The organism is Erwinia sp. LJJL01, from assembly GCF_047300805.2.
Taxonomy (GTDB): Bacteria; Pseudomonadota; Gammaproteobacteria; order Enterobacterales; family Enterobacteriaceae; genus Erwinia; species Erwinia aphidicola.
In genome coordinates, this window is the sequence record NZ_CP178576.1 from 631075 (window position 1) to 653251 (window position 22177).

Below are 22177 nucleotides of genomic sequence, written 5' to 3' on the forward strand. Positions count from 1 at the left end.
TAAACTACCATAACTGGGCAGCGGAGCGGCACAGAAATTACTCTTTAAAATCGGCAGCATCCAGCTCGTGACGCGACAACAGCTTGTAAAACTCAGTGCGGTTGCGTCCGGCCAGGCGTGCCGCATTGGTGACATTCCCTTTGGTCATCTGTAACAGCTTACGCAAATAATTCAGTTCGAACTGGTTGCGCGCTTCCACAAATGTCGGCAGCGCGGTGTTTTCTCCGGCCAGCGCCTGCTCGACCAGCGCTTCGCTAATCACCGGGGCGGAGGTCAGCGCCACGCACTGCTCAATCACATTCACCAGCTGCCTGACGTTGCCCGGCCAGCTGGCGGCCATCAACCGGCGCATGGCGTCGGTTGAGAAGCTGCGCACGAACGGTTTATGCCGCTCCGCCGACTGCTTAAGCAGATGGTTCGCCAGCAGCGGGATATCCTCCGCGCGCTCATGCAGCGCCGGAATTTTTAAATTCACCACGTTAAGACGATAGAACAGATCTTCGCGAAACTCCTTCTTCTCCATCGCTTTTGGCAGGTCACGGTGGGTGGCGGAGATGATGCGCACGTTGATATCGAGATCGCGGTTACTGCCGAGCGGGCGCACCTTGCGCTCCTGCAGTACGCGCAGCAGCTTAACCTGCAGCGCCTGCGGCATATCGCCAATCTCATCGAGGAACAGCGTGCCACCCTCGGCGGCCTGGAACAGCCCTTCGCGGCTGCTCACCGCACCGGTAAAGGCCCCTTTGGCATGACCAAACAGCTCTGACTCCAGCAGCTGCTCCGGCAGTGCGCCGCAGTTGATGGCAATAAATTCCTTGCCCGCGCGCGGACTGGCGGCGTGGATGGCCTGCGCCAGCACTTCCTTACCCGTGCCACTCTGCCCGTTAATCAACACGCTGACGTCCGACTGCGCCACCATGCGTGCCTGCTCCAGCAGGCGCAGCATCAGTGGGCTCCGGGTGACGATGGTTTCGCGCCAGGCTTCATCACTGGCCGGGGCGCGATGTGCCAGCGCCTCATCAATGGCTTTATATAGCGCATCGCGATCGACGGGCTTAGTCAGGAAGCTGAAAACGCCCTGCTGGGTCGCGGCGACCGCATCCGGGATCGAACCGTGCGCGGTGAGAATGATCACCGGCATGCCCGGCTGCAGCTTCTGGATCTCGACAAACAGCGCCATGCCGTCCATCTCATCCATACGCAGGTCGCTTATCACCAGATCGATGTTTTCGCGGTTGAGCACCCGCAGCGCTTCTGGCCCGCTTACCGCGGTGGTCACGCTAAAGCCTTCGCTGCTGAGGCGCATCCCCAACAGCTTCAGCAGGCTGGGGTCGTCATCCACCAGCAGCAGGCGGGCCGATTTTTTTATCATGGGTTGGCATCATCCTCTGATTTGATATCCGCCGGCGTGTTGTCGTCCGGTGCGCTTTTATCCGCGCCGTGGCTGCTGCTGTCGGCAGCATCCGGCGAACGGCGGGCTGAGAGCTTGCGCTCAATGTCGGTCAGCGTGTCCAGCTTACGTCGCGTCACTGCCAGCTCTTTATTGACGGCCATCTGCTGCTGGCGCAGCGCGTCCAGCTGGGCATCGCTGCTCTCCTGCAGGCTGGCATAGCGCGAGCGCTCCTGCGACAGCTGCAGTAATGAACCCTGCCCTTCGCGCCACAGCATCAGCAGCGGACGGACCGCAGAGGGATAATCGTAGCTGTAGCTGTCCAGCCGCTGCAGATAGGCGCGGCGCTCGAGCGGCGTAATATTGCCATTGCTCAGCAAAACGGCCTGTTTGAAGGCGCCGTGCCAGCTGTCGTCCGGCCAGCGTTTAGCCTGCGCGCGCGCATCGGCCGGAGACAGCCGCACCGCGCAGTCCACCGCGCGCAGCCAGTACAGCGGATTATTGACCGCCGTGACATCGACCCAGGACCAGATGTGCTCACAGTCCACGCGTTGGAAATCGACAATTTTGCTCTCAGGTTCGCTGAGATGGCTGGGCAGGCCCTTCACCACGGTTGGCGGCGCGGTCTGGCTACAGCCAGTCAGGCTCAGCCCAAGCAGTGCTGCCAGCAACATTCTGCCCAGGCTTTGTTGAACGCTGGCAGAAAAAAGTGTTAAGCGCATCAGTGTTTCTTCCCGGCGGTAGTATTCAATTCAATGCGGAAGCAGACATCAGCCTCATCGCTGTCGACCAGCTGTAGATCGCCCTCCAGCTGACGCACGCAGTCCTTAGCGATACTCAGCCCCAGCCCGCTGCCTTTAACTGCGCCTTTGCGCTGCAGGTTGCCCTGGAAGAACGGTTCAAAAATCATCGCCCTTTCGGCTTCCGGGATCGCGGTGCCGGTGTTCGCCACCTCAACGGTGACGTGGTTGCCCTGCTGGCGGCTGCGGATCCAGATTTTTCCTGATTCTGCACCGTAGTGTAACGCATTGGAGTAAAGATTATCGATGGCACGCAGTAACAAAGTCGGCTCTGCACGGCAGCTCGCCGCCTGCAGATCAATCGCCGTATCAATCAGCTTAGCTCGCGCCGTCAGACTGTGGGTGGAAACCAGCTGGTCGATAAGCGGCCGCAGCGCCACGTCGCTCATCTCCACTGGCCCGTCTGCCAGTTTGCGGTTGTAGTCCAGCAGCTGTTCAATCAGGGTTTGCAGGTGGCGGCTGCTGTCGTTAAGAATGCTGACCACCTCTTTCTGGTCGGCGGTCAGCGGGCCGGCCACCTCATCGGCCAGCAGCTCCGTGCCCTCACGCATGCTGGCCAGCGGCGTTTTCAGCTCGTGGGAGATATGGCGCAGGAACTCATGGCGCTGCGACTCCAGCCACGCCAGCCGCTCGCTCAGCCAGAGAATACGCTGGGCCAGAGAGCGAATTTCACGCGGTCCCTTAAACGCCAGGCTCTGCCCGAGCGGGCGCCCTTCTCCCAGGCGGTTGATCATGCGCTCGACCGCTTTCACCGGGCCAATAATCATGCGGGTAAACAGCAGGACCAGGCCGAGGCTGAGCAGGAACAGGATCAATGCCTGCCAGCCGAAATACTGGCCGCGATCGGCAATTTCGCGCTGCAGCTGCAGGCCACGGGAAAACACCACCTCCCGCGTGGTTTTTACCAGCTGGCTGTTGGCGGCGGAGAATGACTCCAGCACATCGCCCGCGGCTTTTACCGGGCTGCTGTTGAGGCATTTTATCTGTCTGAGCTGGGTAAGATTCTGCCGCAGATTCTGGTAGGTACGCATATCCGGCAGCACCGGCGCATGGGCGTCCAGCATCTGGGAATAGCGGCTGCGCTGCGTCTGATACAGGCGGGCCAGCATCGGGTCATCAAGCACGCAGTACTGACGATAGCTGCGCTCCAGCTCCAGCGCGGTGCGCGCCATCGCCTCGCTGCGACGTACGTCAGTTAGCGTCGTGCGATTAGTGTCCGCCGCACGCTCGCTGAGCGCCGACAGGCTTTCCCAGGCCTGCCATGCCAGCACCAGCAGCGGCAGCAGCACCAGCAGGAAGGCCATCAGCACCAGCTGGCGCAGAGAGCGGGGGAACAGACGCCATCTCTTCACGGAAGATTCTCTTTGCATAAGGTAGCGTGATGCTAACGGAGAGTGCGACGGGATGAAAGTGCTACGCCAGAAATGACGATGGCCGGTTCAAAGAACCGGCCATCTGAAGAGGTGGTGCCTAACTCAACGTTACGTCCGATGCTTGATAACGTCACAGGGTGAACGATTATCGGGGGGGTGGACGGCAGGCACCGTATTGTGCATCATTCTGGATGTTATGAGCTCGCCGCTTGCGCAGGGCTTTCATAACCAGGTGAATGAGCCACTGCACAGAGTATAGCAATTGCCGTGCCAACATTGCAATAAGCACGTTAACCCCCTCTAAAACGGCACTTTTTAAGGTTATCGCCAGCCTTATAAGCGCACTTCCTGACCAACTGGTCTGAAAAACTGTCTGCATTTAACGACACCAATCAGACAAAACGCAGGCGCATAGGTAAATCAATGGGTTACGTGTCACCTATTCACGACACTTCAACAGTGGGTTTGTCGTGAAATTGCAACAGGGCCGACAATGGGCCAGACAGGGGCGAAAAAAAACCGGTCTGCCAGAGACCGGTTGTTATTTAACGCTCCCGCACAGGCTTAGCCCAGCTGCTTACGCGCATTGCGGAAGATACGCATCCACGGGCTGTCCTCGCCCCACTCTGCCGGGTGCCAGGAGTTGCTGACGGTGCGGAAGACGCGCTCCGGGTGCGGCATCATGATGGTCACACGGCCGCTTTCGTTGGTCACCGCCGTAATGCCGTTAGGTGAGCCGTTCGGGTTCGCCGGATACTGCTGGGTCACCTTGCCGAAGTTATCGACGAAGCGCAGCGCCACCAGGCCTTTATGCTCCAGCTGGCCGAGGTGCGCTTCATCGCGCACTTCCACGAAGCCTTCGCCGTGCGAGACCGCGATTGGCATACGCGAGCCAACCATACCGTCGAGCAGCAGTGACGGGCTGGCAGCCACTTCGACCAGGCTGAAGCGCGCTTCAAAGCGCTCGGACTGGTTACGCACAAAGCGCGGCCACTCTTCGCTACCCGGGATCAGTTCGCGCAGGTTGGACATCATCTGGCAACCGTTACACACGCCCAGCGCCAGGGTCTGCGGACGATGGAAGAAGGTTTCGAACTCGTCACGCACGCGGGCGTTAAACAGAATCGACTTCGCCCAGCCTTCCCCCGCGCCCAGCACGTCGCCGTAGGAGAAGCCGCCACAGGCAACCAGCGCCTGCACGTCATCCAGGCCACGACGACCGGCCAGCAGGTCGCTCATATGCACGTCAACCGCATCAAAGCCCGCGCGGTGGAAGGCGGCAGCCATCTCAACGTGGGAGTTAACGCCCTGCTCGCGCAGCACCGCAACTTTCGGGCGCGCACCGGTAGCAATGTACGGTGCAGCGATATCTTCCTGTGGCTTGAAGGTCAGCGCCACGTTCAGGCCGGGATCGCGGTCGTCTTTCTTCGCCTCGTGTTCCTGATCGGCACAGCTCGGGTTATCACGCAGGCGCTGCATCTGCCAGGTGGTTTCTGCCCACCAGGTACGCAGCGTGGTACGGCTTTCGCTGTAGACCACAGCGTCACCGGAAGTAATGGTGAAGCGGTCGCCTTCCACCGCCTTGCCCAGCACGTGGACGCACTCCGCCAGGCCGTGCGCCGCAAATACCTGCTCCACCGCGGCGCGATCGGCGGCGGCTACCTGAATCACGGCACCCAGCTCTTCGTTAAACAGCGCGGCCAGGCTGTCGCTGCCCAGCACGGCAATATCGGCTGCCACGCCGCAGTGACCGGTAAAGGCCATCTCTGCCAGCGTCACCAGCAGACCCCCGTCGGAACGGTCGTGGTAGGCAAGCAGTTTGCCGTCGGCCACCAGCGCCTGGATGGCATTATAGAAGCCAGCCAGCTGCTGCGCGTCACGCACGTCGGCAGGCTTATCGCCCAGCTGACGGTAAACCTGTGACAGCGCGGTAGCACCCAGCGCGTTCACGCCTTTGCCGAGGTCAATCAGCAGCAGGGCGTTATCCACGGTTTGCAGCTGCGGCGTGACGGTTTTACGCACGTCTTCCACGCGGGCAAAGGCGGTGATCACCAGCGACAGCGGCGAGGTCATCTCACGCTGCTCGGTGCCCTGCTGCCAGCGAGTTTTCATCGACATCGAGTCTTTACCGACCGGGATAGTAATCCCCAGCGCCGGACACAGCTCTTCACCGACCGCTTTCACCGCCTCATACAAACCGGCATCTTCACCCGGGTGACCGGCTGCGGCCATCCAGTTTGCCGACAGCTTGATGCGCGTCAGCGGACCAATCTGCGTCGCGGCGATGTTGGTCAGCGCTTCGCCAACGGCCAGACGACCGGAGGCGGCGAAGTCGAGCAGTGCAACCGGAGCGCGTTCGCCCAGCGCCATCGCTTCACCGTAATAGCTGTCGAGGCTGGCGGTGGTCACCGCGCAGTTGGCGACCGGGATCTGCCACGGACCCACCATCTGGTCACGCGCCACCATGCCGGTAACCGAGCGGTCGCCGATGGTGATCAGGAAGGTTTTTTCCGCCACGGTTGGCAGGTGCAGCACGCGATTTACCGCGTCGGCAATGCTGATATCATCACGCACCAGCGCCTCGCCTTTGGCTTTCAGCGTGGTGACATCGCGGGTCATTTTCGGGGTTTTACCCAGCAGCACGTCGAGCGGCATATCAATCGGCGTGTTGTCGAAATGGCTATCCGCCAGCGAAAGGTGCATCTCTTCGGTGGCTTCACCGATCACCGCGTAGGGCGCGCGCTCGCGTTTGCACAGCGCATCAAACAGCGCCAGGCTCTGCGGCGCCACCGCAAGAACGTAGCGCTCCTGCGACTCGTTACACCACACTTCCAGCGGGCTCATGCCCGGCTCATCATTGAGGATGTCACGCAGGTTGAAACGCCCGCCGCGCTCGCCATCGCTGACCAGCTCAGGCATGGCGTTGGAGAGGCCGCCCGCGCCGACGTCGTGGATAAACAGGATTGGGTTCTCTTCGCCCAGCTGCCAGCAGCGGTCAATCACTTCCTGGCAACGACGCTCCATTTCCGGGTTGTCGCGCTGAACGGAGGCGAAATCGAGGTCGGCATCCGACTGGCCGGAGGCCATAGATGAAGCGGCACCGCCGCCCAGACCGATATTCATCGCCGGGCCACCCAGCACAATCAGCTTGGCGCCCACGGTGATTTCGCCTTTCTGCACGTGGTCAGCACGGATGTTACCAATGCCGCCCGCCAGCATGATCGGCTTGTGGTAGCCGCGCAGCTCTTCGCCGTTGTGGCTGTTGACGCGCTCTTCATAGGTACGGAAGTAGCCGTTCAACGCCGGGCGACCGAATTCGTTATTGAATGCCGCGCCGCCCAGTGGGCCTTCGGTCATGATATCCAGCGCGGTAACAATACGGTCCGGCTTGCCGAAGTCCTCTTCCCACGGCTGCTCAAAGCCCGGAATGCGCAGGTTAGAGACCGAGAAGCCCACCAGACCGGCTTTCGGCTTGGCGCCGCGCCCCGTTGCGCCTTCGTCACGAATTTCGCCACCGGAACCGGTCGCGGCACCCGGCCACGGGGAGATCGCCGTCGGGTGGTTGTGGGTTTCCACCTTCATCAGGATATGCGCCTCTTCCTGATGGAAGTCGTAGTTGCCCTGCTGGTCGGCGTAGAAACGCCCAACCTGAGAACCTTCCATTACCGCGGCATTATCTTTATAAGCTGACAGCACGTGGTCCGGGGTTTTCTCAAAGGTGTTTTTGATCATCTTGAACAGCGACTTCGGCTGCGCCGCACCATCAATCACCCAGTCGGCGTTGAAGATTTTATGGCGGCAGTGCTCAGAGTTAGCCTGAGCAAACATATACAGCTCGATATCGTTCGGGTTGCGCCCCAGCTTTTCAAACGCCGCCAGCAGATAGTCGATCTCGTCATCGGCCAGCGCCAGGCCCAGCTTGATGTTGGCCTGCACCAGCGCGTTACGGCCTTCACCCAGCACATCGACGCTTTGCAGCGGCGCAGGCTGATGATGGGCGAACAGGGCTTCGGCCTGGGCGGTGTCGCTAAACACGCACTCCATCATACGGTCGTGCAGCAGCAATGCCAGCTGGCCCCACTGTGCTTCCGTCAGCTGAGGTGCCTGCACATAGAAGGCCAGGCCGCGCTCAAGGCGCAGCACCTGCGGCAGATCGCAGTTGTGGGCAATGTCAGTCGCTTTTGAAGACCACGGCGAAATCGTGCCGGGACGCGGGGTCACCAGCAGCAGACGGCCTTCCGGGGTATGCTCAGCGAGAGAGGGACCGTATTTCAGCAGACGCTGCAGGCGGGACTTTTCATCCTCGCTCAGCGGCGCGCTGACATCGGCGAAATGGACGTACTCGGCGTAAATATCACTCACTGGCAGGTGAGCGTCCTGAAAGCGGGTCAGCAGTTTGTTAATACGAAATGCCGACAGAGCGGGCGAACCACGCAGAATTTCCATCATTAAAGATCTCTCGTCTCGAAGCGCCGGGCGACGCTTCATTGGGCGCAACAGGGAAAACGGGCGCTATTATAGAGAATCCCCACCCGTTACGAAACCGTTTGCGCAGAATTAATCGCCGTGCAGATTTGGCTGAAAAACGCGCAAATCAAGTTGAATTCAGTTGCGGAGCAGCGCGGAGTTGCGCAAAATGCCCCACGCTCAGGACCAATTATAGACAATAAATACTGCCATAAAAGACAGATACCTGAGAGCCACCGAGAGATAACTATTTGAAACGCCTTAAATTAAACTATCTGCTGATCGGGCTGATCACAGTGCTGCTTGCGCTTGCACTGTGGCCCTCGATCCCCTGGTACGGCGGTTCTACCGACCGTATTGCGCAGATAAAATCGCGGGGAGTGCTGCGCGTCAGCACCATAAACTCCCCGCTGACTTACTACACAGTCAATAAATCACCGGCCGGTATGGATTACGAGCTGGCGAAACGCTTTGCCGATTATTTAGGGGTGAAGCTGCAGGTCACCGTCCGCCCGAACCTGAGCGATCTGTTTGACGATCTCGAAGATGACAAAGCAGACGTGCTGGCGGCCGGTCTGATCTATAACAATGAGCGGCTGGCGCGTTTTCGCACCGGTCCTTCCTACTATTCAGTTTCCCAGCAGCTGGTGTATCGCATCGGTGCGCCGCGCCCGAAAAACCTTGGCGATCTGAAAGGACGCCTGACGGTAGCGTCAGGGTCGGCTTACCTCTCAACGCTGCGCGCGGTGAAGGAGCATCAGTATCCCGATCTTGACTGGGCGATCGCCACCGACCAGACACCGCAGGCGCAGCTGGAAGCGGTGGCCGACGGCAAACTCGACTATACGGTGGGCGACTCGGTCACTATTGCCCTGATGCAGCGTATCCATCCTCAGCTGGCCGTGGCGTTTGATATCACCGATGAGGAGCCGGTCACCTGGTATATGCAGCGCGAGGCGGATGACAGCCTGAACGCCGCCCTGCTCGACTTCTTCAATCAAATGGGCGAGGAAGGCGCGATGGCGCGCCTCGACGAGAAGTATTTAGGTCACGTTGGCACCTTTGATTACGTCGATACCCGCACCTTCCTGCGCGCCATTGATGAGACACTGCCGGATATCCAGCCGCTGTTTGAGAAGTACGCGCAGGAGATAGACTGGAAGCTGCTGGCCGCGATCTCCTACCAGGAGTCGCACTGGAACCCGCAGGCCACCTCACCTACCGGGGTGCGCGGCATGATGATGCTGACGCGTAACACCGCCGATAGCCTGAACGTCACCGATCGTACCGATCCGGAACAGAGTATTCGCGGCGGCAGTGAGTATCTGGTACGCATGATGGAAAAGGTGCCGCCGACCATCCCGGAGGATGAGCGCATCTGGTTCGCACTGGCCGCCTATAACATGGGTTATGCGCATATGCTTGATGCGCGCAAGCTGACGGAGAAGCAGAAAGGCAATCCTGACAGCTGGGCAGATGTGAAGATGCGCTTGCCGATGCTCAGCCAGAAGCGCTATTACAGCCAGACTAACTACGGCTATGCGCGTGGCCACGAAGCCTATGCTTATGTAGAGAATATCCGTAAGTATCAGATAAGCCTGGTAGGATATTTGCAGGATCAGGAGCGTAAGCTGGCACAGCAGGCGGCGATGGAAGCCGAACTGGGCCAGGGTTATCCGGCGGTCGAGCCGAAGATTGCGATGAATTAAATAACGGTTCGGGCATGCCCGAACCCTACGATTCTGAACGTCGCTGCCGCTCGATTTTTTTCTGCGCCCGACGCTGACGGAAGAAATCACTGAGCAGCGCCGCACACTCTTCGGCCAAAATCCCCTGTTCAATCTTCACCTGATGATTCATGCCCGGGTGGCCCAGTACATCCATCAGTGAACCGGCCGCGCCCGTTTTGGCATCGCGGGCGCCAAACACCAGCCGCCCGACGCGGCCATGCACCATCGCGCCGGCACACATTACGCACGGCTCCAGCGTCACGTACAGCGTGGTATCAATCAGGCGGTAGTTCTCGATCACTTTGCCGCCCTGGCGGATCGCCATGATCTCCGCGTGTGCGGTCGGATCGTGGTGGCCAATCGGCCGATTCCAGCCCTCGCCAATCACCTGCCCGTGGTGAACCAGCACCGCGCCAACCGGCACTTCCCCTTCATCCCAGGCGCGTTGGGCCAGCGTCAGCGCATGGCGCATCCAGAATTCGTCGTTATTGTCGCTCACCTGAGTCTCCGGCAGAAAAAAAGCGCGACATTATATACCAGTTCAGTCCAGTTGCTGTAGCTCACCCGCAGGCGTCACGCGAAAACGGTGCTGGCAGAAAAACAGCAGCGGATTGTCCTGCTTGCTGTCGCTGTAGCCGCTCCATAACTGCAGTGGGGTGCCGATCTGCTCTTCCAGCTGCGCCACCTTTTCATGGCCAAGACAGCGCATCGCCAGTACGCGTCCGCCGTGGGCGCGCGCCATCTGGCTGGCGATCAGTTTGACGTGCGGCAGAAATGCCGAATCAAAGTAGACCTGCTCCACCAGCGGCTGCGGGGAGCCGGTAATCAGCCAGACATCGGCATCTTCGCTGCGCAGGTAATCCGTCAGCCGCTGCTGCACTACCGGAAACGCGGTGACGCGCTGGCGAAACCAGCGGGCAAACTGCTGCTCGCGCGCTTGCAGGCGCGCTTCACTGTGGCCGAAGGTGATCGACCACAGCAGCAGGCTCATCGGCCAGCGCGCTGCCCGGCCCTTAATCAGCAGCCCGGCACCTATCACCGGCAGCAGCGGCACCACCAGCAGCAGATTAAGCGGCTGGCGCCAGAGCAGCCAGCGCATAAAGGTGCCGAACATATCCTGCTGGTGCAGGGTGCCATCAAGGTCGAAAAATACCACGCGTCGTTGGCGACTGGATGTCAAACCTTACTCCTCAGGATCGTTAAAGCCCATAAACCAGGCAAACAGGAAACCGCATACAGCAGCTGTCAGCCAGCCTGCCAGATACATCATCACTTTTCCAGCCACAATGGTCAGCGCCAGCGGCAAGCCGGAGAGACCGAAGGTGATCAGGGTAGCGACCTTAGCATAGCTGATTACCGCGCCGCCCACCGCCCCGCCGAGACAGGCGGCGATAAACGGGCGGCCAAGCGGCAGGGTGACGCCGAAGATCAGCGGCTCCCCCACGCCCAGAATGCCAACCGGCAGCGCCCCTTTCACCAGCTTTTTCAAACGTGCGTTACGGGTTTTCAGCAGCACCGCCACGGATGCGCCAATTTGCCCGACGCCAGCCATTGCCAGAATGGGCAGCAGCGCGTTAGAGCCGTGTGCCTGCACCAGCTCCACGTGGATTGGCACCATCCCCTGGTGCAGCCCGGTGAGCACCAGCGGCAGAAACGTTCCCGCCAGCAGCGCCCCGACCAGCACGCCACCGCGATCGATAGCCAGCGTGGCCCCGTGCGCGATGGCATCGGAGATCGTGCCGCCCAAGGGTTGCAGTAGCACAATCGCCAGCGTGGCAGTAATCAGTGTCGTCAGCAGCGGATTGAGGATCAGCTCCAGCGACTCCGGCAGGCGCGCGCGCAGCCGTTTTTCAATCCAGCACATCAGCGCAACCACCAGCAGCACCGCGATCACCCCGCCGCGCCCGGGCACCAGCGGTTCCCCAAACAGCGTGATATTTGCCAGCGCCGGGCTGGAGAGTATCCCGGCCATCACGCCGCCCAGCGCGGTCGAGCCGCCAAATACGCGGGCGGTGTTCACGCCGACCAGAATATTCATAATGGTGAAAATCGCGCTGCCGAAGATCGCCGCCAGTCCGAGAAGGTTGGGATACTGCGTTGCAATATCGCCGACGATATCCGGGCGCTTAATGATGTTAATCACCCCGGTGATCAGCCCGGACGCGATAAATGCCGGGATCAGCGGGATAAATACGTTCGCCAGCTGGCGCAGTGCGTCACTGAGCGGAGCATGATATTTCGCCCTAGCCCGCGCTCTGTTTTCACGCACGCTGTCGATCGCCGCAGGGCTCATCAGGCTGCGCATCGCCTCCACCACTTTGGCTGCCGCGCCCGGACCGACGATAAACTGGTGCTGGCTCCCCTGCTTGACGTAGCCTTTTACGCCCTCCAGCTGGCGCAAATCGTTGAGCTGCAGCAGCCCTTCATCGCTGACCTCAACGCGCACCCGCGTCATGCAGTTTTCCAGCTTAATGATATTGGCCGCGCCGCCAATGCCCTGCAGCAGCGCCTGCGCCAGCCGGGTAGACTTTTCCATGCCTTATCCTTTCAGTGCAGCACGCAGGAAGCCATGATGCTGTAGCAGGCGCCGTTTAGCCTCAGGGGCTGGGATGTCCGCCAGGATCATCAGAATCGCCGTTTTCACCTCGTGATGAACCTGTTGTAACGCCGCATCGGCCTGCTCGGGCTGGCAGCCGGTGGCCTCACACACCATGCGGCGTGCGCGATCGACCAGCTTGATATTAGTGGCCTGCATATCGACCATCAGGTTTTGATACACCTTGCCGATTTTGACCATCGCACCGGTCGAGATCATATTCAGTACCAGCTTCTGGGCGGTGCCGGATTTCAGCCGTGTGGATCCGGTCAGCGCTTCCGGGCCAACCACCGGGGAGATAGCGATTTCCGCCTCATGGGCAATTGGCGAGTCGGGATTACAGGAGATTGCCGCTGTGCGGCAGCCCTGCTGGCGGGCATAGCGCAGCGCGCCGATCACGTAAGGCGTGCGCCCCGATGCTGCCAGCACGACCACCATATCGTTAGCGGTCAGATCCAGCGCCTGTAAGTCGCTGACGCCGAGCTGTTCATCATCTTCCGCCCCTTCCACCGCCTTCAGCAATGCGCCTGGCCCCCCGGCGATCAGCCCCACCACGACGCCGTGCGGCACGCCAAAGGTTGGCGGGCATTCGGAAGCATCCAGCACGCCAAGCCGGCCGCTGGTGCCAGCGCCCATGTAGATCAGACGTCCACCTGCTGCCAGAGAAGCGGCTGCGGCATCGACGGCTGCGGCCACCTGCGGCAGCGTCAGGCTGACCGCCGTAGCAACGGTGGCATCCTGCTGATTAAACTTGGTGACCATCGCCAGCGTCGACAGATTATCGAGGTCGAGCGTGTCCGGGTTGCGCGTTTCTGAGACCAGTGAGCCAAGGTTCATTATTCCCCCTACTGAATTTTTAATTCTAAATATAAAAACTATAATGGAATATTTAATTCTTTGCGACGACGCATTTTCCTGTTTTTAATCATCGCGGCAATAAAATGAAACGCTAGACTTAACGCTCTGCCTGTTATCATTGCAGATAATTCAATATGATGGATCTGAATTCGTAAGAGGAAAAGAGATGAGCTCACTGCTGCGTATCCGTCAGCTGTATCCCAGCCTGGCACTGAATGAGCGCCGTCTGGCGGATTTCCTGCTGTCGCAGCCGGACCGTGCGCGCCATCTGAGTTCACAAAAGCTGGCTGACGAGTCAGGGGTGAGCCAGTCAAGCGTGGTGAAATTTGCCCAGAAGCTGGGTTACAAAGGCTTTCCGGCGCTGAAGCTGGCACTGAGCGAGTCGCTGGCTGACAAAGATGCTATCACCGTGCACAACCACATTCTGAGCGACGATGCGTTAAAGGTGGTCGGTGAGAAGCTGTTTACCGAAAAGCAGTCGGCAATCCGCGCCACGCTGGATATCAACAGCGAGGAGATGCTGCTGGAAACGCTGCGCCTGCTGAAAAATGCCAAGCGTATCGTGCTGGTCGGTATTGGGGCTTCCGGCCTGGTGGCGAAAGATTTTTCCTGGAAGCTCATGAAGATTGGCATCAGCGCCGTTGCCGAGCAGGATATGCATGCGCTGCTGGCCAGCGTGCAGGCGCTCAGCCCCGGCGATGTGCTCCTGGCGATCTCCTACACCGGCGAGCGCCGCGAGATCAATCTGGCGGCGCAGGAAGCGCAGCGCATCGGTGCGACCGTGCTGGCCTTCACCGGCTTTACGCCTAACACCCTGCAGCAGTCCGCCAGCCACTGTCTCTACACCGTGGCGGAAGAGCAGACCACGCGCAGCGCGGCAATCTCCTCAACCACCGCCCAGCTGGCGCTGACCGACCTGCTGTTTATGGCGCTGATTCAGCGCGACCCGGAACGCGCCTCCAGCCATATCCGCCACAGTGAAGCGCTGGTGAAAAAACTGGTGTGAATCGTCAGGGGACAAAGTATAATATTCCCGGAAATTTATAAAAAATTCCGGGATTTTAATTTTTGATATATGGAAACTGCATTAATCAGATGTTAATAATCTCACTTTCTTTTAGGGACCCGAGCTTACAGAGACAGATGCAATCACCCTGCTCGCAGAATTTTAATGGACATATAAAATGTTAAACGTAACATTACACTTAAAAAAATCACAACATTTGAACCAGTATATTTACGGGTTTTTAATGCTGCAACGCACTGGGATGCTTAAAATAAAAAGCATCATCCATGACAGCTCATTAAAAAAACATATCCTTCGTGCAAACATACAAGGCTTGAAAATCGTATATGACGCTGAGGATGGGGATCATTTTGAGAGAGGCTTCTTTTCGCAACCTGATTATGAATGGTGTGATTTTTATTATAAAAGAAGCTGCAGTGATTCATTGCTAATGAAATACCCTAAGTGTCGACCATTAACATTCAACTACAGTTTAACGCCCTCGCATAGCAGAATTGACTACCTTAATCAAAGTTTTCGTCGTTTTTTGGGAAAAGGTGATATTCGCCATTACGATCTTGAGGTAACACCTGCTTACTCATCTCAACCCAAGATTCTTTATATCACAGGTTTATGGGATCCTATGGAATCATATGATCCTGAAGTGCAGAGAGAGATTGAAGAGATCACAATGAAAAGAATCTCAATCCTGAGAACTTTAAAACGTCACTATTCTCATTGTGCAACATTTGGTGTTGATGGCGATCGTGATTTCACTCGTCGCGTGGCTGGGGAGTTTATCCTTCCAAAAAAAATGACAAATAGACCTCATTTCATCAGCATGATGAAAACTCATGACATATGCATCACGACTAATGGTTTGCATAATTCGATTGGTTGGCGATTTGGAGAATTTGTAGCTTCTTCCAGAGCTATTATTTCTGAAAAATTACATTATAAAGTTCCCGGGAGTTTTTCTGATGGTGATAACTACCTCAGCTTCAATAATGAAGATAGTCTTTTAAATAATTTATCCAAATTATTGGAAAATCATGACATGCGTTTCTCAATGATGATTAAAAATCAAAATTATTACAAAAAGCATGTGCGTCCGGATATTCTTATAATGAATACGATAATTGAAAGCAGGGTGTAACATATGGCGCTGCTGATCACCAAAAAATGTATCAATTGCGATATGTGTGAGCCGGAGTGCCCGAACCAGGCGATTGCGATGGGGGATGAGTTCTACGAAATTGACGGCGAGCGCTGTACCGAATGCATCGGACACTACGACGCCCCTACCTGTCAGCAGGTCTGCCCGATTGATAACACCATTATTGTTGACCCACAGCGCATTGAGAGCAATGAGCAGCTGTGGGACAAGTTTGTAGAACTGCATACGACAGGTTAATTTTCGATAATCACCGTAGCACAGGCATAATGGCGCTCGTCGGCCAGCGTGACGTGGACGTGTGCCACGCCGAGCTTATTCGCCACTTCCTGCGCGTGCTGGAAAAAGCGCAGGCCGGGTTTGCCCAGCTCATCGTTGTAAACTTCAAACTGATTAAACGCCAGCCCACCGCGGATCCCGGTGCCGAAGGCTTTCGCCGCCGCTTCTTTTACCGCAAAACGTTTAGCCAGAAAGCGCACCGGCTGCTGATGGGCCTGATACTGCCGCCATTCATTATCACTCAACACCCGCTTTGCCAGCCGATCGCCGGAGCGGGAGATCACCCCTTCAATACGGGCGATCTCCACGATGTCGGTGCCGAGGCCGAGAATAGCCATTAGCGACGCGCTTCCCGCATCAGCTGCTTCATCTCTTTCACTGCGTCAGCCAGTCCGCTGAAGAGCGCCCGGCCAATAATTGCATGGCCGATGTTCAGCTCGTGCATCTCCGGCAGAACCGCAATCGGCTGGACGTTATGGTAGGTGAGGCCGTGGCCCGCATTGACCTTCAGGCCTTTGCCTGCGGCGTAGGTGGCCGCCTCGGCAATACGTGCCAGCTCGGCGTCACGCTCCGGGCCTTCTGCGGCTTCAGCGTAGGCACCGGTGTGGATTTCGATGTAGGGAGCGCCCGCCGCCACGGCGGCGTCAATCTGGCGATGGTCGGCATCAATAAACAGGGAGACCAGAATACCAGCCGCATTAAGGCGCTGTACTGCCGCCGTCACTTTATCCTGCTGGCCGGCAACATCCAGCCCCCCTTCGGTGGTCACTTCTTCACGCTTTTCCGGCACCAGACAGCAGAAATGCGGCACGACCTCGCAGGCGATATCGACCATCTCATCGGTGACGGCCATTTCCAGGTTCATGCGCGTCTGAATGGTCTGACGCAGAATGCGCACATCGCGGTCGGTGATATGACGGCGATCTTCGCGCAGGTGTACGGTAATGCCATCGGCACCGGCCTGTTCGGAGACAAACGCCGCCTGTACCGGGTCGGGATATTGCGTGCCACGCGCATTACGCACGGTGGCCACGTGATCGATATTAACGCCTAACAACAACTCAGCCATGACAGTCCTCAGATTATCGCGAAGGGTTTTGTCGAGTGTACAACGTTCAGCAGCCCGAAGGGTATGACCTGTGGCTATTCGTCCGCGGCTGGCGCTGCGTCCGCTGGTTTTCTCGGCAAAAACTGACGAAAAAGCTCGGTGCTCTTGAGAGGTTTACCGCCGAGGTAAGGCTTCAGCGCAATGCGGGTGAAGCGTTTGGCGGCGCGCAGGGTATCGGCATCGGGAAATTCACGCTGGTACAGCGCGCGCAGGTGGCGTCCGGTAAAGCTGCGGTTATTCACCACCAGGCTGGCGATAAAACCCTTCTCTTCACGATAGCTATAGGTCATCTCATCGGCGACCTCTTCGCCGCTGCCCGCGCAGTGCAGGAAATCAACGCCGTAGCCAAGATGGCCGAGCATCGCCAGCTCAAAGCGCCTCAGCGTAGGTTCCGGCGAGCCGGTCACGCCTGCCAGCCCCTGAATGCAGTGCAGATAGTCAAAAAACAGCTCGCTGAAAGCCGTTTCGTGTTCCAGCACGCGGGAAAGCAGTTCGTTGACGTAGAGACCACAGTAGAGAGTAATACCGGAGAGAGGCAGCGCCAGAGAGACAGGTTCAGCCCCGCGCAGCGTTTTCACTTCGCCGCGACCGCCCCAGCGCACCAGCAGCGGGGTGAAAGGCTGTAATGCGCCCTTCAGGCTGGAGCGTTTGGAACGGGCACCTTTGGCCAGTACCCGTACCCTGCCGTGCTGTTCGGAGAACAGGTCAAGCAGCAGGCTGGTTTCGCTCCAGGGGCGTCCATGCAGGACAAACGCGCGTTGCCAGCCTTCCATCAGGTTCAGAGATCGTCGGTATAGCCCAGGCTGCGTAAGGCGCGTTCGTCATCCGCCCAGCCGGACTTCACTTTCACCCACAGCTCGAGGTGAACTTTCGACTCGAACATATCTTCCATATCACGGCGCGCTTCAGTGCCGATCACTTTGATCTTGGCGCCTTTATTACCGATGACCATTTTCTTCTGACCTTCGCGCTCCACGAGGATCAAACCATTAATGGTCAGCCCGCCGCGCTCGTTGGTCACAAACTGTTCGATTTCTACGGTCACCGAGTAGGGCAGTTCCGCGCCGAGGAAACGCATCAGCTTTTCGCGGATGATTTCGGAGGCCATAAAACGCTGCGAACGGTCGGTAATATAATCTTCCGGGAAGTGGTGCTCAGCCTCCGGCAGACGCTTACGCACGATGCTGGCGATGGTATCAACGTTGTCGCCCTTTTCGGCAGAAATGGGCACCACGTCCATAAAGCTCATCTGCTGCCCCAGGAACTGCAGGTGCGGCAGCAGAATGCTTTTGTCCGTGAGGTTGTCAATCTTGTTGATCGCCAGCAGCACCGGCACGCGGCCATCTTTCAGCTTGTTCAGCACCATCTCGTCATCGGCGGTCCATTTGGTGCCTTCAACCACGAAGATCACCATTTCAACATCGCCGATTGAGCTGCTGGCAGCGCGGTTCATCAGGCGGTTGATCGCCCTTTTCTCTTCCATATGCAGGCCGGGGGTATCGACGTAGATCGCCTGATAATCCCCTTCAGTATGGATGCCCATAATACGGTGGCGCGTGGTTTGTGGCTTACGCGAGGTGATGGAAATCTTCTGCCCCAGTAACTGGTTCAGTAGTGTAGATTTACCAACGTTCGGGCGGCCTACAATAGCAATAAAGCCGCAATGGGTAGTTTGTTCGCTCATTCAATTCCCAGCTTAATCAGCGCCTGTTCGGCCGCTGCCTGCTCAGCTTTGCGTCGGCTGGAGCCGGTTCCCACAACCGGTTCTGCCATGCCGCTTACCTGGCAGTGAATAGTAAATTCCTGATCGTGCGCTTCGCCACGCACCTGTACCACCAGATAAGATGGTAACGGCAGATGACGACCCTGCAAGAACTCCTGCAGACGCGTTTTTGGATCCTTTTGTTTATCGCCCGGGCTGATCTGATCGAGACGACTGGCGTACCAGTTGAGGATCAGCTGCTCTACCGTCTGGATATCGCTGTCGAGGAAAACCCCGCCAATCAGCGCTTCCACGGTATCCGCAAGAATCGATTCACGACGGTAGCCGCCGCTTTTCAGTTCACCCGGCCCCAGGCGTAAACATTCGCCCAGGTCAAATTCCCGTGCCATTTCAGCCAGCGTGTTGCCACGCACCAGCGTGGCGCGCATGCGGCTCATGTCGCCTTCATCCACGCGCGGGAAGCGCTGATAAAGGGCGTTAGCAATGACGTAACTCAGAATTGAGTCGCCCAGGAATTCCAGTCGTTCGTTGTGTTTACTGCTGGCGCTGCGGTGAGTGAGCGCCTGCTGTAACAATTCCTGATGGGTAAAAGTGTAGCCCAGCTTTCGTTGAAGCTTGTTAATTACGATGGGGTTCATGCGTTACCAATTTCTGAATGCGTCAATTATGCTGCACACGGAACAGGGCTGAGCCTGTACACCAACACGATCTGTTTCGTGTGCAGTGGCCTGGTATACGACCAGGCCACCCGTAGTTAATGTTGCCCGCTGGCAAACATTAGTGAATACCGCCAATCCTGCTGAGACGAACGCCCGTTGGCCATTCCCCTTCCTGCTTGTCAAAGCTCATCCAGATGGCGGTGGCTTTGCCTACCAGATTACGCTCCGGGACAAAGCCCCAGTAACGGCTGTCTGCGCTGTTGTCGCGGTTATCACCCATCATAAAGTACATGCCTTGCGGCACGACCCAGCTTGACTGCGGCTGGCCCGGCTGCTGGTAATATGAACCCGGCTGACTCTGCGCCTGGGTTACCAGCAGGATACGGTGGGTGACATCGCCCAGCGTCTCGTTGCGGGTGGCTAAACGCAGGCCGCCCTGCATCGATTCGCCCTGTGGTACCTGATAGAAACCGTTGCCAACTTCGTTACCGCTGAAGCCGCTAAAGGTCTGAATAAAGTCGCTTGGCTGCACGTCTGAATAGGTCACTGCCAGCGCTTTATCGCACGGCGTGCCGCCATCACAGGCGGGCTGAATTGAGACCGTTTTGCTCAACGGATCGTACACCACGCGGTCACCCGGCAGGCCAACAACGCGCTTAATGTAATCCAGGCTCGGATCTTTCGGGTATTTAAATACCGCGATATCCCCGCGCTTCGGATGGCCAGTTTCGATCAGCGTGGTCTGAGTAATCGGATCTTTAATCCCGTAGGCGTATTTCTCTACCAGGATAAAGTCACCAATCAGCAGCGTTGGCATCATTGAACCGGAAGGGATCTGGAACGGCTCATAGATAAATGAGCGCACCACAAACACCACGAACAGCACCGGGAATACCGATGCCGTGGTTTCCACCCAACCCGGCTGCTTGTCAGCCTTGGTTTCCGCAATGCCTTCGGCCTGCGCCGCCGCGCGTTTGGCGCGACGGGCCGGCGCCCATTTGAACTTATCGATGCACCAGACAATACCGGTGACGAGCGTTGCTATCGCCAAAATCAGGGCGAACATATTAGCCATTCCAGTTCCCTCAAAGCCCGAATTCGGGCTTATTTGCTGTCTTTACCTACGTGCAGAATGGCCAGGAACGCTTCCTGCGGCAACTCAACGTTACCCACCTGCTTCATACGTTTCTTACCGTCTTTCTGTTTCTGCAGCAGCTTTTTCTTACGGCTGACGTCACCGCCATAGCACTTAGCCAGCACGTTTTTACGCAGCTGTTTCACCGTTGAACGGGCAATAATGTGGTTGCCAATGGCCGCCTGAATCGCGATGTCGAACTGCTGACGCGGGATCAGGTCTTTCATTTTCTCGACCAGCTCGCGGCCGCGGTACGGCGCGTTGTCGTTGTGGGTGATCAGCGCCAGCGCATCGACGCGCTCGGAGTTAATCAGAACATCAACGCGCACCATGTTGGACGCCTGGAAGCGTTTGAAGTTGTAGTCCAGCGACGCGTAGCCACGGGACGTTGACTTCAGACGGTCGAAGAAGTCGAGTACCACTTCCGCCATCGGGATTTCATAGGTCAGCGCAACCTGGTTACCGTGGTAAACCATGTTGGTCTGCACGCCGCGCTTCTCGATACAGAGCGTAATGACGTTGCCGAGGAACTCCTGCGGCAGCAGCATGTGACACTCGGCGATGGGCTCGCGCAGCTCTTCAATGTTGTTCAGCGGCGGCAGTTTACCCGGGCTGTCCACATAGATGATCTGGTTGTCGGTGGTCACCACTTCGTAAACCACGGTAGGTGCCGTGGTGATCAGCTCGAGATCGTACTCACGCTCCAGACGTTCCTGGATGATCTCCATGTGCAACAGACCCAGGAAGCCACAGCGGAAGCCAAAGCCCAGCGCGGTAGAGCTTTCCGGCTCATAGAACAGGGAAGCATCGTTCAGGCTCAGCTTGCCAAGCGCATCACGGAAGGCTTCATAGTCGTCAGAGCTGATGGGGAACAGACCGGCGTAAACCTGCGGCTTCACTTTTTTAAAGCCTGGCAATGCTTTGTCAGCGGGGTTACGTGACTGGGTCAGAGTATCCCCGACCGGAGCGCCAAGAATGTCCTTGATAGCACATACCAGCCAGCCTACTTCACCACAGTTCAGCACGTCGGTATCAACGCGCTTCGGCGTGAAGATACCCAGACGGTCAGCGTTATAAACCTGACCGGTGCTCATCACCTTAATTTTGTCGCCTTTACGCATGGTGCCGTTTTTGATACGCACCAGCGAGACGACGCCAAGGTAGTTGTCGAACCAGGAGTCGATGATCAGCGCCTGCAGCGGGGCTTCCGGGTCACCTTCCGGCGGTGGAATGTCGCGCACCAGGCGCTCGAGCACGTCAGGCACGCCGATACCGGTTTTCGCTGAACAGCGCACCGCATCAGTGGCATCAATGCCGACAATATCTTCAATCTCCTGCGCCACGCGATCCGGATCGGCCGCCGGCAGGTCAATTTTGTTCAGTACAGGTACGACTTCCAGATCCATTTCCATCGCGGTGTAGCAGTTTGCCAGGGTCTGAGCTTCTACGCCCTGCCCGGCATCCACCACCAGCAATGCACCTTCACAGGCCGCCAGCGAGCGCGAAACTTCATAGGAGAAGTCAACGTGTCCCGGAGTGTCGATAAAATTGAGCTGGTAAGTTTTACCATCGGGTGAATGGTAATCGAGCGTCACGCTCTGCGCTTTAATGGTGATGCCGCGCTCACGCTCTAAATCCATGGAATCCAGAACCTGCGCAGCCATTTCGCGTTCGGTTAACCCGCCGCAAATCTGGATCAGACGGTCAGAGAGCGTGGATTTACCGTGGTCGATGTGGGCGATGATAGAAAAGTTTCTTATGTGCTTCATTTATATGAATTTTTTCGCATGTTGAATCGTTGAATTCTTCAGGATGGACACGGCGGTGGACACTTCTGTTAATGCACCCACTTTAACCCAACCCGCAATATGTGCCGCAT

19 protein-coding genes are annotated in these 22177 nt (G+C 57.6%); 4 read left to right on the plus strand and 15 right to left on the minus strand.

The window, feature by feature from the left end:
• Positions 1-37: 37 nt before the first annotated feature.
• The 4 genes from glrR to purL all read right to left on the minus strand — a co-directional run bounded on the left by glrR (position 38) and on the right by purL (position 8012).
• Positions 38-1372, minus strand: a complete 1335-nt coding sequence (gene glrR / locus ACLI4M_RS03615) for a two-component system response regulator GlrR (RefSeq protein WP_133623048.1) — start codon at positions 1370-1372, stop codon at positions 38-40.
• The gene (gene qseG / locus ACLI4M_RS03620; protein ID WP_133623047.1) at positions 1369-2112 is read right to left on the minus strand and encodes a two-component system QseEF-associated lipoprotein QseG; all 744 of its coding nucleotides are present in this window, start codon (positions 2110-2112) and stop codon (positions 1369-1371) included. The genes glrR and qseG overlap by 4 nt, the downstream gene beginning before the upstream one ends.
• Positions 2112-3542: a sensor histidine kinase gene (locus tag ACLI4M_RS03625; RefSeq protein WP_133623046.1), complete on the minus strand. Its 1431-nt coding sequence runs from the start codon at positions 3540-3542 to the stop codon at positions 2112-2114. Before ACLI4M_RS03625 ends, qseG begins: the two co-directional genes overlap by 1 nt.
• 585 nt (positions 3543-4127) lie before the next feature.
• Positions 4128-8012 carry a phosphoribosylformylglycinamidine synthase gene (gene purL / locus ACLI4M_RS03630; protein ID WP_133623045.1) on the minus strand — a complete coding sequence of 1295 codons (3885 nt, stop codon included), beginning with the start codon at positions 8010-8012 and terminating at the stop codon, positions 4128-4130.
• 269 nt (positions 8013-8281) lie between these two features.
• Between purL and mltF the strand changes: the two genes are divergently transcribed.
• Positions 8282-9739 (plus strand): membrane-bound lytic murein transglycosylase MltF, encoded by a 1458-nt coding sequence (gene mltF, locus ACLI4M_RS03635; RefSeq protein WP_048915152.1) that lies wholly within the window; start codon positions 8282-8284, stop codon positions 9737-9739.
• Between the two features lie 25 nt (positions 9740-9764).
• Here the strand turns inward: mltF and tadA are convergent, their stop codons facing one another.
• From tadA to murQ, 4 genes are read right to left on the minus strand one after another with little or no spacing between them, the layout of a single operon-like run.
• Positions 9765-10259, minus strand: a complete 495-nt coding sequence (tadA, locus tag ACLI4M_RS03640) for a tRNA adenosine(34) deaminase TadA (protein WP_048915151.1) — start codon at positions 10257-10259, stop codon at positions 9765-9767.
• A 42-nt stretch (positions 10260-10301) separates the two neighbouring features.
• Positions 10302-10940 (minus strand): phosphatidylglycerophosphatase C, encoded by a 639-nt coding sequence (gene yfhb, locus ACLI4M_RS03645; protein WP_048915150.1) that lies wholly within the window; start codon positions 10938-10940, stop codon positions 10302-10304.
• Positions 10941-10943: 3 nt separating this feature from the next.
• Positions 10944-12296, minus strand: coding sequence for a PTS transporter subunit EIIC (locus ACLI4M_RS03650; protein WP_133623044.1), 1353 nt, complete (start codon positions 12294-12296; stop codon positions 10944-10946).
• Positions 12297-12299: 3 nt separating this feature from the next.
• Positions 12300-13193, minus strand: coding sequence for an N-acetylmuramic acid 6-phosphate etherase (gene murQ, locus ACLI4M_RS03655; RefSeq protein WP_133623043.1), 894 nt, complete (start codon positions 13191-13193; stop codon positions 12300-12302).
• 187 nt (positions 13194-13380) lie between these two features.
• Between murQ and ACLI4M_RS03660 the strand changes: the two genes are divergently transcribed.
• From ACLI4M_RS03660 to ACLI4M_RS03670, 3 genes are all read left to right on the plus strand, one after another.
• Positions 13381-14220 (plus strand): MurR/RpiR family transcriptional regulator, encoded by an 840-nt coding sequence (locus tag ACLI4M_RS03660; RefSeq protein ID WP_133623042.1) that lies wholly within the window; start codon positions 13381-13383, stop codon positions 14218-14220.
• Positions 14221-14398: 178 nt separating this feature from the next.
• The gene (locus tag ACLI4M_RS03665) at positions 14399-15376 is read left to right on the plus strand and encodes a hypothetical protein (protein WP_133623041.1); all 978 of its coding nucleotides are present in this window, start codon (positions 14399-14401) and stop codon (positions 15374-15376) included.
• Positions 15377-15379: 3 nt separating this feature from the next.
• Positions 15380-15634, plus strand: a complete 255-nt coding sequence (locus ACLI4M_RS03670) for a YfhL family 4Fe-4S dicluster ferredoxin (protein ID WP_048915140.1) — start codon at positions 15380-15382, stop codon at positions 15632-15634.
• Here ACLI4M_RS03670 and acpS read toward each other — a convergent pair.
• The 7 genes from acpS to lepA all read right to left on the minus strand — a co-directional run bounded on the left by acpS (position 15631) and on the right by lepA (position 22067).
• A complete protein-coding gene (acpS, locus tag ACLI4M_RS03675; RefSeq protein WP_048915139.1) occupies positions 15631-16011 on the minus strand; it encodes a holo-ACP synthase in 381 nt (126 codons plus the stop codon). The two genes, ACLI4M_RS03670 and acpS, sit on opposite strands and share 4 nt — an antisense overlap.
• Positions 16011-16742: a pyridoxine 5'-phosphate synthase gene (gene pdxJ / locus ACLI4M_RS03680; protein ID WP_133623040.1), complete on the minus strand. Its 732-nt coding sequence runs from the start codon at positions 16740-16742 to the stop codon at positions 16011-16013. Before pdxJ ends, acpS begins: the two co-directional genes overlap by 1 nt.
• A gap of 74 nt (positions 16743-16816) precedes the next feature.
• Positions 16817-17554 (minus strand): DNA repair protein RecO, encoded by a 738-nt coding sequence (recO, locus tag ACLI4M_RS03685; RefSeq protein ID WP_133623039.1) that lies wholly within the window; start codon positions 17552-17554, stop codon positions 16817-16819.
• Between the two features lie 5 nt (positions 17555-17559).
• Positions 17560-18465: a GTPase Era gene (gene era, locus ACLI4M_RS03690; RefSeq protein ID WP_048915136.1), complete on the minus strand. Its 906-nt coding sequence runs from the start codon at positions 18463-18465 to the stop codon at positions 17560-17562.
• A complete protein-coding gene (gene rnc, locus ACLI4M_RS03695) occupies positions 18462-19142 on the minus strand; it encodes a ribonuclease III (protein WP_048915135.1) in 681 nt (226 codons plus the stop codon). Before rnc ends, era begins: the two co-directional genes overlap by 4 nt.
• A 139-nt stretch (positions 19143-19281) precedes the next feature.
• On the minus strand, positions 19282-20238 hold the full coding sequence (gene lepB, locus ACLI4M_RS03700) for a signal peptidase I (RefSeq protein ID WP_048915134.1): 957 nt from the start codon (positions 20236-20238) through the stop codon (positions 19282-19284).
• Between the two features lie 29 nt (positions 20239-20267).
• Positions 20268-22067, minus strand: a complete 1800-nt coding sequence (gene lepA, locus ACLI4M_RS03705; RefSeq protein WP_048915133.1) for a translation elongation factor 4 — start codon at positions 22065-22067, stop codon at positions 20268-20270.
• Positions 22068-22177: the final 110 nt, after the last annotated feature.